Origin of the sequence: Parasphingorhabdus sp. SCSIO 66989, assembly GCF_032852305.1 — a bacterium.
Taxonomy (GTDB): Bacteria; Pseudomonadota; Alphaproteobacteria; order Sphingomonadales; family Sphingomonadaceae; genus Alterisphingorhabdus; species Alterisphingorhabdus coralli.
Map to the genome: position 1 here is coordinate 762,106 of NZ_CP136594.1, position 11,322 is coordinate 773,427.

Consider the following 11,322-nt stretch of genomic DNA (forward strand, 5'->3'; position numbering starts at 1 on the left):
GTGATGAGGAGCAAGCATGATGATGCAGTTTCGCAGTGTTCTGGTGGCAACAACGATACTGGCATTGCCGGTTGGCGCAGGAGCCTTGCAAAGCGATGATGCTGCGCTGGAAAAGCTCTGCCGTTCGACGGAAGTGACCGCCCCCGATAGCTGCCCCTGCACCATCACCAATGCCCGCGCCGTCAATGTCTCGGACCGTGATATGCAATCGCTGTTCACCGATGATGGCCATAGCAATCCAGTCGATCAGGGCGTTTATGGCCGCTTCTGGCAGGTGAAAGCGCAGTGCATTGCTGAGGCCACCATGGCGAGCATGGGGATCAGCGCCGACAATCCGCTTCCCGGCGTCCCGGCCAATATGCGGCCGCAAATGCCCCAGGTGGTGCCTCCCACGCCCGCACCCGTCGCTCCGGCAGCACAAACCGGTTCAGCCAGTTCCAAAGGTGTGCTTTCGGTGCCCTCTGGCGTACTGGTAGAAACGCGCGCCATTCAGAGCAATATCGGCGGCCCCGATATCACCGAAGAGACCTATAAGTTCGCCAATTTCGATTTCATCTTTGGCTATGACCAAGCCATCGCCGACAATCCGGGTCTATTCTACAAAGCGAAGCAGCGCGGGCAGAAAGAGCTGGCGGAATGGCAGAAAACCTATGATAGGCCAGAACGCATCCGTCCCTATACCCAGCATGGCTGGTCAACCTATGGCAGCCTTGACCGGCTGCTTACCGTGTCGGTCACCGGTTCCACCAATAACCGGCCTCAGGGTCAGTTTCTCGATGCTCATCTATGGGATAGCCAACTGGACCGCGAGATAGGCTGGACCGATGTGTTTGATACCCGGATATGGAATGGCAAGGTGCGGCGGCAATATTGTGCCAGCCTGCAGGCCGAACGCATAGAGCGCGGGACCGAGCGGAACACATCCTGCCCCGATTTTGACCAGCTGCTGATAGGCTTTGAGCAAGGTGATGCGGGCCAACGCAATCTGGTGTTCTCGGCGCTGGCCTATATTGCCGGCAGCTATGCCGAGGGGCCCTATGATGTCAAAATGCTGTTGGATGACAGTCTGTTGGCAGCGGTGAAGCCTGAATATCGCAGCATTTTCGGGCTGAGCGAGAACAGTAGCAGCGCGATATCGCTGGTCGATCGCCTCGGTCGTGTCATTCTCGGCCCGCCACATTTCAAGCAACCGCCCGATTGCGTAGAGGAGATTTATCTGGCGCCGGACAATGCCGGTTCGCCGCGCAGCATTGAGGACATTCAGGCCCTTATCGTGCGTTCTGGCGGCCTGATTTTCGCTACGGGCGGCATGCTGGGGGTGGATGGCAGGACAACTGGTCTCGTTCTTGATGGTCGTTTCCGGAGCCTGCCCAATTCTGAGTATCATCCTGAAACCAAATCCAACCGCTACAGTACCTCGAGCATCAGCTTCGAATATTTTCCGAAAACCGAATATACCCAGGTATCCTATGGCGGCTGGAGTGTCGGCGAGGCGGTGCTTAGCGTGAACGGCGAGGCCGCGCGCATCCCGGCTTTGTCACAATTCTATCAGTGCACCTGATCGCGAAAATATTTAACCTATAGGGCCGAGGCGCGCCCAAAATGGCACAATCTGCGCAAGGGGACTGGCGGAGCCGACTTTGGCGCGATAAACCTGCGACATATTTATATCCATTTTGGAGATATGTCATGGCCTCCGCATCGCTGCGCGCACCCTCGTTTCTTTCTCTGGCTGCTGCCTCGGCGCTGGCGCTTGGCTTGCCATCGGGCGGATCGGCCCAGGCGCAACAGGGGGCTGGCTATACCATAGTCGAGACCGGCCAACGCTTCTCCAGCCTGCAACAGGCGGTGGACACCATAGGCAATGCACGCGGCACTATAGAGGTTGCACCCGGCACCTATCGCGATTGCGCGGTGCAGAATGGTGGCTATGTGGTGTTTAAGGCACAGCAACCCGGCAGCGCTGTTTTTGACGGCGGCATCTGTGAGAACAAAGCGACTTTGGTGGTGCGCGGTCAGGGTACAGAGGTACGCGGCCTGGTTTTCCAGAACCTTAATGTACCCGACCTCAATGGCTCTGGTATCCGACATGAGCGGGGCAATGTCACCGTGGTCAATAGCTGGTTCCGCAATTCGCAACAGGGCATTTTGACCGCTAATGACCCTTCCGGTTCTTTGACCATCGACAAGAGTACATTTAGCGGCCTGGGTCGTTGCGGCGGCGGCAAGGGCTGCGCGCATTCGGTCTATACCGGTCTGTTGGGATCGCTCACTGTTACCCGCAGCCGCTTTGAGCAGGGGCGCGGTGGCCATTATGTCAAAACGCGTGTGCTCCAAGTGCAGATTAGTGGCAACAGCTTTGATGATACAAAAGGCATCACCACCAATTATATGGTCGACCTGTCCGCAGGCTCTGTTGGCCAGATCAGCAACAATATTTTCGTCCAGGGCCGCAATAAAGAAAATTACAGCGCCTTTATCGCTGTCGCGCCGGAGGGACAGGACAACCCGACCCGCGGGCTGACAATTACCGGCAATGATGCGCGGATAGCGCCGGGGGTCAACCGCAACACATGGTTCGTCGCCGATTGGCGTGGTGAACCGCTGAATATCGCTGGCAACACGCTCGGTAAGGGCATTAGCAAATATCAGAAGCGGTGAATTGCGCGCGCGGAGAATTATCTTTGCGCGGCTGTAACATATTCCTGCACCACGCCTAATAGAATGACAGGCACCGTTTTGTGCGGTGCCGCGCTATGGCTTATGCGCGCAGAGGCGCTATATAGCCGCTAGATGCAGGAAATGATGTTTTAATGCTGGTGACCCTTTCTCACACTGCCCGATATTGCATGGTCATGCTGCTGGCATTGCTGGCCGCTCTGATGCTGGCTAGCCCCGTAAAGGCGCAAAACGCCTTTGGCAGTGGCGATACACCCAATATCACTGCCGCCTTTGAGGTTGAGAGCGAAGCGCCGAAGCCGGGCGAGACGGTGACGGTGGCGCTGACCATGTCGCCTGCGCCGACTTGGCACGGCTATTGGATTAATCCGGGTGATGCGGGGATCCCGGCAACGCTCGACTGGACCTTGCCCGAAGGGGTTACCGTTGGCGAGTTGCAATATCCGGTGCCCGATACGCTGATCATCGGCGGCATTATGAATTATATATATGAAGAAGACTATGCGCTGTTGTTGCCGCTTACACTCGATGAGTCCATCGCGCCCGGCACCGTGCTGCCGCTATCGGTCAAGGCCGAATGGCTCGCCTGCACCGATGAAATCTGTGTGCCCGAACAGGATGAACTGAGCTTCACCATCACAGCAGGCGATGGCGCGGTATCGGATGAAGCGCAGGCGCGTTTTGATGGCTGGCGCGCTAAATTGCCTGCACCTCTGGGCAGCGAAGCCAGCTATGCCGTATCGGGTGAGACCATCCGCATCTCCATCCCTTTCCCCGCCGACAGCGCAGCCGAAGAACCCTATTTCTTCCCGCTCACCGATGGCGTGATTGATTATAGCGCGCCGCAAAAGGCGATGCGCAATGGCGATACGCTGGTTATCGAAACAGCAGCGCGCTCGACCGGTGGGGTGCCGCTGGAGGGCGTATTGCGTATCGGTGCGCATCAGGGACTTAGCCTGACGGCGAAGGATGCCGGTGAAGCAGCTTTCGGCGCATTGGGCGAAGGCGCAACCGCGATGGGCGATGGCTCCGGGTCGACCTTGGCGGCGGGCGGAGCCACCACCTTTTTCCTCGCCTTTGGCGGCGCGATCATTGGCGGGCTGTTGCTCAATATTTTCCCTTGTGTTTTCCCAATCCTCAGCCTCAAGGCGATCAGCCTGGCCAAAGCGGGCGGCGATGAGGGCGAGGCGCGCAGCCATGCGCTGGCCTATACTGCCGGGATCGTCCTTTTCTGTCTGGCGCTGGGCGGCGCGATGCTGGCGTTGCGGGCTTTCGGAGCGGAAATCGGCTGGGGCTTTCAGCTTCAGGATCCGCGTATCATCTTCGTGTTGCTGATCCTGTTTACCGCTATTGCTTTCAATCTCGCGGGTCTGTTCGAGGTCGGCAATATCGCCATTGGCAATGATCTCGCGGCCAAGGGTGGCAGCAAGGGTGCTTTCTGGACCGGAGCATTGGCGGCATTGGTGGCAACTCCGTGCAGCGCGCCGTTTATGGCCACCGCCATGGGCGCGGCGATTGCGCTGCCGCCATTGGCTGGCTTGCTGATCTTTGTCGGGCTGGGCCTGGGACTGGCGCTGCCCTTCCTGCTGCTCGGCTTTGTGCCGCCGCTGCGCAAGATGCTTCCGCGTCCGGGGCCGTGGATGGACACTTTCCGCCGTATCATGTCGGTGCCGATGTTCTTTTCGGTGCTGGCTCTGGCCTGGCTGCTCGGCCAACAGACGGGCAATAGCGGCCTGATTATCGGGCTGGCTGCGGCGCTCACCTTCGCGCTGTTCCTGTGGTGGGTTGGCCGTCGGCAACAAAATGGTGCGGAGCGCAGCTGGCTGCCTGCCGCACCGGCTTTGGCCACAGCCGCTGCGGCGATGTTGGCGCTGCCGGTTGCAGCCGGAGGCGTGACTAAGGCCGCCGCAGAATCGGGCAGCGAGACACTCGCCAGCGAAGCGTTTAGCGAGACCAAACTCGCCAGCCTACGCGCCGAAGGGCGTCCGGTGTTTGCCTATTTCACCGCAGACTGGTGCATCACCTGCAAGGCCAATGAAGCCGCCGCCGTGCAACGCGAAGCGACGGCAGACGCCTTTGCCAGTGCCAATGTCGCGGTTCTGAAAGGCGACTGGACCCGGCGCGACGCAGAGATTACCCGCTATCTCGAAGAGCATGGCCGTTCGGGCGTCCCGCTCTATGTCTATTATGCGCCAGGCGGTGAGGCCAAGATATTGCCACAGGTGTTGACCGTGGATACGCTGACATCGCTTGTGTCGTAAAAGGTGTGTCCTGACCGCCGAAACTCTGGGAGAGACTATGCTGAAACAGGCAATGATTATCACCGCCATTGCAGGCGCAACATTGGGCAGCTACGCGCTGGTCGCGCCATCACAGGCAGCGGTGCAGACCGGTGCCGAAGCTCGCGGTTTTATGCTCACCAACGCCGATGGTGAGCGCGTTTCGTTGCGTGATTATCGCGGTAAGACGGTGGTGCTGGAATGGCATAATCCCGGCTGCCCCTTCGTGCAGAAGCACTATAAGAGCGGCAATATGCAAAAGACTCAGGCCGCCGCGAAGGCCGAGGGGGTAGTCTGGCTGACGATCAATTCAGGCGCGGCGGGCAAACAGGGCGACCTCACCGCCGCCGAGGCCAAGGCCATGCTGAAGGCGCAGGGTTTCAATTCCTCGCACTATCTCTTCGACCGCGAGGGCCGTGTCGGCAAAGCCTATGGCGCCAAAACCACGCCGCATATGTATATCATCGATGCTGCCGGCAAGCTGGTCTATCAGGGCGGCATTGACGACAAACCCACCGCCAATCAGGCCGATATCCCCGGAGCACGCAACCATGTCACCGAGGCGCTGAAAGAGATCAAAGCGGGCAAGGCGGTGTCGGTGGCGAGCAGTCGGCCCTATGGCTGTTCAGTAAAATATGCGAGCTAGGCGGTTTAAGCTGCGGAATAGATTGCTGGGCGGTAACGCGGCTCGGGAATCGGAAAGCCCCGCTCCTTTGCTGTTTCCAGCCATAGAGAAATAGCAATTTCAGCCTCGGCAATAGCCTCTGTGGGTGTATCTCCATGCGCAGAACAAGGTTTAAGGTCGGGAACGTCTGCTATCCAGCACTCATCGTCTGGATACCAGAAAACATTAATGTGGTAACGGGGCTGCGTCATGCAGCTATTTCTAATCCATACTCCTCAACCAAAGCAAGAAATTCCCGCACTTGATATCGCTTTGCATCTTTGCCTTTAGGCTGAATCACAAGCAGCTTTGAGCAGCTTTCATGAGCAAAAGACTGATGGCTGCCCTTGGTTCTAATCAGCACAAATCCGAAGGCCTCTACCATTGCGACAAAGTCGCGAAAGCTGACTGACCTGTTAGTTGATTGCAGTAATAGCCCATAAAGCTTTGTAGGTTTTACCATAGCTGAATTCCTTTTGATCCAGCTATTTAGCAGTCCAAACGGCGAGTCGAGCAAGGGGCCATTGGTAAAAAAACTGAAATAATGATTCTTGACAGAAGCTAATACATAGAAAAATCATGATTATTAGCCTAAGTGTTAGAAATATAATCAGAATTATTTTTACCGCTAAGAGTATCTGAAGCGAATCGGTGAAAAAGCTAGCTTTCTTGTCAAGCCGGATCATCCAATCTGAAATCTATTTCAAAGCGGTGTAATATTTTTCAAACAGTGAAATGACGGCCATTCACCCCATCTTCCGCTGCGTCCGCCCATAGCGCATCTTGCGTGTGCCCGGCTTGCCCTCGGTCGCGCGGCCTTTCATAGGCGCTTTATGCTCACCTTCAGGTAAGCCAAGCTCATCCGCTTCAAGCCGCCGGATCTCATCGCGTAACCGGCCCGCTTCCTCGAACTCCAGGTCTGCCGCCGCATCGCGCATGCGTTTTTCCAGTTCCTCGATATAGGCGCGCAGATTGTGGCCGACTAGGTGCGGCGTTTCTTCATCGCCGGTGTCGACGGTCACGCTGTCCTGATTGGTCACATGGCCGACAATATCGCCGATATTCTTCTTGATCGTTTGCGGCGTGATGCCGTGTTCTTCGTTAAAGGCGAGCTGCTTTTCGCGACGGCGGCTGGTTTCGTTGAGCGCGCGTTCCATGCTGCCGGTGACGCGGTCGGCATAGAGGATCACCCGGCCATCAACATTGCGCGCGGCGCGGCCAATGGTCTGGATCAATGAGGTTTCGGAGCGTAGAAAGCCTTCCTTGTCGGCATCGAGAATGGCGACCAGCCCGCATTCGGGAATATCCAGCCCCTCGCGCAGCAGGTTGATGCCGACCAGCACATCATAAACACCAAGGCGCAAATCACGGATCAGCTCGATACGTTCCAGCGTCTCGACGTCCGAGTGCATATAGCGCACCTTGATGCCCGCCTCGTGCATAAATTCGGTCAAGTCTTCGGCCATCCGCTTGGTCAGCGTCGTCACCAGCGTGCGATAGCCTTTCTCGGCGGTTAGCCGTGCTTCGTTGATCAGGTCATCAACCTGCTCCTCGACCGGCTTGATCTCGACCGGCGGGTCGATCAGGCCAGTAGGGCGGATCACCTGTTCGGAGAATACGCCGCCGGTTTGCTCCATCTCCCAGCTTCCGGGAGTAGCCGAGACACATACCGTTTGTGGCCGCATCGCGTCCCATTCATTGAAACGCAGCGGTCGATTGTCGATGCAACTGGGCAGGCGGAAGCCATATTCGGCGAGCGTGATCTTGCGCCGATGGTCGCCCCGCGCCATTGCGCCGACCTGCGGAATCGTCTGGTGGCTTTCGTCCACGAACAGCAGGGCGTTGTCGGGCAGATATTCGAACAAAGTCGGCGGCGGCTCGCCGGGCAGACGGCCAGTGAGGAAGCGGGAATAGTTTTCAATACCGGCGCAGGAACCGGTGGCCCCAATCATCTCCAGATCGAAATGGGTGCGCTGTTCCAGACGCTGCGCCTCAAGCAGTCTGCCCTCGGTTTCGAGTTCCTTCAACCGCTCCGCTAACTCGAATTTGATCGCTTCGGTTGCCTGTTTCATCGTCGGCCCCGGTGTCACATAGTGCGAATTGGCGAACACCTTGACCTTGTCGAGCTTGGTGCCCTTTTTGCCGGTCAGCGGATCAAACTCGGCAATCTCCTCAATTTCATCGCCGAAAAAGGAAATGCGCCATGCCATGTCCTCATAGTGCGACGGGAAAATCTCCAGATTGTCGCCGCGCACTCGGAAGGTGCCGCGCGCAAAGGCAGCGTCATTGCGCTTATACTGCAAGGCCACCAGCTTGCGGATCAGCTCGCGCTGGTCGACCGTCTCGCCTTTTTTGATCTCGAAGATCATCGCCGAATAGGTCTCAACCGAGCCGATACCATAAAGGCAGGAGACCGAGGCGACGATCAGCACATCATCGCGCTCGAGCAGCGAGCGAGTGGCGGAGTGGCGCATCCGGTCAATCGCCTCGTTTACCGAGCTTTCCTTCTCGATATAGGTGTCAGAGCGCGGCACATAGGCTTCGGGCTGATAATAGTCATAATAGCTGACGAAATATTCGACCGCATTGTCGGGGAAGAACTGTTTGAACTCGCCATAAAGCTGCGCAGCGAGAATCTTGTTCGGCGCCAGCACCAGCGCCGGACGCTGCAATTCCTCGACCACCTTGGCCATGGTGAAGGTCTTGCCCGATCCAGTGACACCGAGCAGCACCTGGTCCTTCTCGCCTTCGCGCGCCGTCTCCACCAGCTCGGCAATCGCGGCCGGCTGGTCACCCGCCGGGGCATAATCGCTGACCAGCTTGAACGGCTGCCCGCCCTCGGCCTTTTCCGGCCGGGCAGGTTTGTGCGGCACAAATTCGCCACTGGTATTGGGCTCATCCAGCCCGCGTCGGATAATCAACTCGCTCATATGGCCAATATGTAAATACTCCGCTACGGACGCAATGCTTTTGCAAAAAACGCGGAGATTGCTTGCTTGGCGCGCGACAAATGATAATGCGGGCGCCGATTCAACCGTGAATCTCTCTCAAGGGGAAATGAATATGCGTAAATCCATCTTTACTCTGGCGGCTGTTTCTGCTGCTGCTCTGACGCTTTCTGCTTGCGGCAATGAAGCTGCTGATGCGGATGGTGACGGCGAAATCAGCGCTGAAGAAGCCAGCGATGCCATGAGCGACATCAAAATGACGCCGGGCGAATATGAAGTGAAAGCATCTTTCACTGAAATCGAAGTCGAAGGCATGCCTGAAGCTGCGAAGAAAGCCATGCTCGACCAGATGGGCAATGTGCCTGCACAGAAAATGTGCGTCACCGAAGAAATGGCTGCAAACCCTGGTGCTGGCATGTTCGGCGGTGCGGAAGAAAGCGGCTGCACCATGGACAAGCTGGAGCGTTCGGGCAGCGACATGGAAGTCGCCATGACCTGTAAGGTTGGCGAAATGTCTGTCGTTTCCAACATGGAAGGCACCATGGAAGCCGAGAGCTACACCATGAACATCGAACAGACGATGACAGGTGGCCCAACCGGCGACATGAAGATGAAGGGTACCGTTGAAGGCAAGCGCGTAGGCGACTGCCCGGCCTGATCATCCTGATATGCGGCGTCGGACCTAATCCGCCCTGCATATGTAAGATACACAAGAAAGACCCGGTGGGGATCGGCCCGCCGGGTCTTTTTTGTGCGCACCTGCTGTATATTGTCTCGGCCATTGACGCTGGTGCCGATGCGGCATAGCCCTTTGCAGAACAGGAATCAGGAGAGAGATATGATCGGTTATGTAACGCTCGGCACAGATAATCCCGAGCGCGCTCAGGGCTATTATGATGCACTGCTCGCCACCATCGGGGCCAAGCGGATGATGACGATGGATGAAGAGGACGGCTCTTTCACTATCTGGGGCACCGGTTTTGACAAGCCGGGCATTGCGATCACCAGACCCTTTAATCGTGAGCCTGCCGATAAGGGCAATGGCAATATGGTGGCGCTGATGCTGGAAAATCGTCCGGCGGTCGATGCTTTTCATGCCAAAGCGCTGGAACTGGGTGGCAGCGATGAAGGCGCACCGGGTGTGCGCGGTGATGATGGGCCAATGGCGTTTTACGCCGCCTATTTCCGCGACCCCGATGGCAACAAGCTGTGTGCATACAAGATCGGGCCGGATGCCTGATACTCGGCTAGCCGGGCTTATCGGGTTTTGTCTCTCGCCAATGCTGGCCTTGCCAGCTCTGGCGGAAGAGCAACCCGCGCCCGTCAGCATAGAATTGCAGCATCGCCCCGGCGAAGAGGTATCTGTAAACCTGTCTGGCGATGCAGGAGCCAAGGATCGCGCAGTTCGGGCGGATATGCCGGTGCGGATCGCCTCGATATCCAAGCTGGTGACCGCGCTCGGCGTCATGCGGCTGGTCGATCAGGGGCGGCTCGATCTGGATCGCGATGTTGGTGATTATCTCGGCTGGCCGGTGCGCAATCCCCATTTCCCGGATAGAGCGGTGACGCTGCGCATGTTGCTGTCACATACAGCCAGCCTCAGCGATGCGGCGGGCTATTATCTGCCATTGGACGGACGTTTGCAGGACCTGGTGGCAGACTCCGAAGCATGGCACCAAGACCATGCGCCGGGGAGCGGCTTTTTTGACTATGCCAATCTGGGATCGCCGATCATCGCGGCGGTGATGGAAAAGGCGACGGGGCAGCGCTATGACGCAATCATGCAGCAACAGGTGTTCACGCCCTTGGCGCTAACGGCCTGCTTTAACTGGAGCAATTGTCCCACGGGTCAACGCGACCAGGCGATCACCCTGTTGCGGCCTGATGGCAGTCTGGCCAAAGACCCGCTTCTGGCCCCAGGCGAAGAAGAATGCGCCCTTGTTGCAACCAAAGATGGTAGCTGCGATTTGCGCCATTATGTGCTGGGGGAGAATGGCTCGTCCTTCTCGCCCCAGGGCGGCCTGAGAATCTCAGCCAAGGAACTGTTGGTGGTCGGCAAATTGCTGGTGCGCGACGATATGGCGTTTCTGTCTCCCGCTGCGTGGCAGGCGATGCGCCAGACACAATGGCGTGCTGATGGGCTGGTGAGCGCCGGTGCAGCGCAGCAATGGGCTTTGGGTCTGGAGGTACAGCCGGGTGGCTGGATCGGCCATTCGGGCAATGCCTATGGATTGCGCGCCGGGCTTTGGGCCAACCGTCTCATCGGGGAAGTGCGGGTGCGGATCGTCACCATGGTTGATGAGGCCGTGCCTGAAGGACCCTGCCTTCATAGCTGCCCGTGAGCGACGATGATGCAGAACTGTGCTGGCTATGCGGTCGGCCTTTGGGCAGGCGCGTGGAATATCATCACCCCGTGCCCAAAAGCCGTGGCGGGCGCGAGACGCTGGCAGTGCACCCCATCTGCCACCGCACCATCCATGCGACCTTTACCAATGCCGAACTGGCGCGCAGCTATGCCACCGCCGAGGCGCTGTGCGGCCATCCCGATATAGCGCGCTTTATCGACTGGATTGCTGACAAACCGCCAGACTTCCATGCACCCACGCGGCGGGCCAAGCGCTAGATCTGTATGCTCATTCCCTGATGGTGGGCTAGGGACAAGCGTTTCATAAAAGCCAAAAAGGGAAGAAGCTTAAAAGGGTAATGGTTTCTGGGAATCTGCCAAAAATCCAGTATCGTGATTAAGTAGTCC

11 protein-coding genes are annotated in these 11,322 nt (G+C 57.7%); 8 read left to right on the forward strand and 3 right to left on the reverse strand.

The window, feature by feature from the left end; genetic code table 11:
- The first annotated feature begins 16 nt into the window (after positions 1-16).
- From RB602_RS03495 to RB602_RS03510, 4 genes are all read left to right on the forward strand, one after another.
- The gene (locus RB602_RS03495; protein ID WP_317082990.1) at positions 17-1,561 is read left to right on the forward strand and encodes a hypothetical protein; all 1,545 of its coding nucleotides are present in this window, start codon (positions 17-19) and stop codon (positions 1,559-1,561) included.
- A gap of 128 nt (positions 1,562-1,689) precedes the next feature.
- On the forward strand, positions 1,690-2,661 hold the full coding sequence (locus tag RB602_RS03500; RefSeq protein WP_317082992.1) for a polysaccharide lyase domain-containing protein: 972 nt from the start codon (positions 1,690-1,692) through the stop codon (positions 2,659-2,661).
- A 152-nt stretch (positions 2,662-2,813) separates the two neighbouring features.
- Positions 2,814-4,940, forward strand: a complete 2,127-nt coding sequence (locus RB602_RS03505) for a protein-disulfide reductase DsbD family protein (protein ID WP_317082994.1) — start codon at positions 2,814-2,816, stop codon at positions 4,938-4,940.
- Positions 4,941-4,977: 37 nt separating this feature from the next.
- Positions 4,978-5,604, forward strand: a complete 627-nt coding sequence (locus RB602_RS03510) for a thioredoxin family protein (RefSeq protein WP_317082996.1) — start codon at positions 4,978-4,980, stop codon at positions 5,602-5,604.
- A gap of 5 nt (positions 5,605-5,609) precedes the next feature.
- Here RB602_RS03510 and RB602_RS03515 read toward each other — a convergent pair whose 3' ends face one another.
- The 3 genes from RB602_RS03515 to uvrB all read right to left on the reverse strand — a co-directional run bounded on the left by RB602_RS03515 (position 5,610) and on the right by uvrB (position 8,552).
- Complete coding sequence (locus RB602_RS03515) at positions 5,610-5,834, reverse strand: type II toxin-antitoxin system HicB family antitoxin (RefSeq protein ID WP_317082998.1); 225 nt, start codon at positions 5,832-5,834, stop codon at positions 5,610-5,612.
- Positions 5,831-6,085: a type II toxin-antitoxin system HicA family toxin gene (locus tag RB602_RS03520; protein ID WP_317083000.1), complete on the reverse strand. Its 255-nt coding sequence runs from the start codon at positions 6,083-6,085 to the stop codon at positions 5,831-5,833. The genes RB602_RS03515 and RB602_RS03520 overlap by 4 nt, the downstream gene beginning before the upstream one ends.
- Positions 6,086-6,368: 283 nt before the next feature.
- Positions 6,369-8,552: an excinuclease ABC subunit UvrB gene (gene uvrB, locus RB602_RS03525; RefSeq protein ID WP_317083002.1), complete on the reverse strand. Its 2,184-nt coding sequence runs from the start codon at positions 8,550-8,552 to the stop codon at positions 6,369-6,371.
- 133 nt (positions 8,553-8,685) lie between these two features.
- Here uvrB and RB602_RS03530 point away from each other — a divergent pair, with 133 nt between their 5' ends.
- The 4 genes from RB602_RS03530 to RB602_RS03545 all read left to right on the forward strand — a co-directional run bounded on the left by RB602_RS03530 (position 8,686) and on the right by RB602_RS03545 (position 11,193).
- Positions 8,686-9,228, forward strand: a complete 543-nt coding sequence (locus tag RB602_RS03530; RefSeq protein ID WP_317083004.1) for a DUF3617 domain-containing protein — start codon at positions 8,686-8,688, stop codon at positions 9,226-9,228.
- Positions 9,229-9,408: 180 nt separating this feature from the next.
- Positions 9,409-9,810, forward strand: a complete 402-nt coding sequence (locus RB602_RS03535; RefSeq protein WP_317083006.1) for a VOC family protein — start codon at positions 9,409-9,411, stop codon at positions 9,808-9,810.
- On the forward strand, positions 9,803-10,912 hold the full coding sequence (locus RB602_RS03540) for a serine hydrolase domain-containing protein (protein ID WP_317083008.1): 1,110 nt from the start codon (positions 9,803-9,805) through the stop codon (positions 10,910-10,912). The genes RB602_RS03535 and RB602_RS03540 overlap by 8 nt, the downstream gene beginning before the upstream one ends.
- Positions 10,903-11,193 (forward strand): HNH endonuclease, encoded by a 291-nt coding sequence (locus RB602_RS03545; RefSeq protein WP_317084405.1) that lies wholly within the window; start codon positions 10,903-10,905, stop codon positions 11,191-11,193. Before RB602_RS03540 ends, RB602_RS03545 begins: the two co-directional genes overlap by 10 nt.
- Positions 11,194-11,322 lie beyond the last annotated feature (129 nt).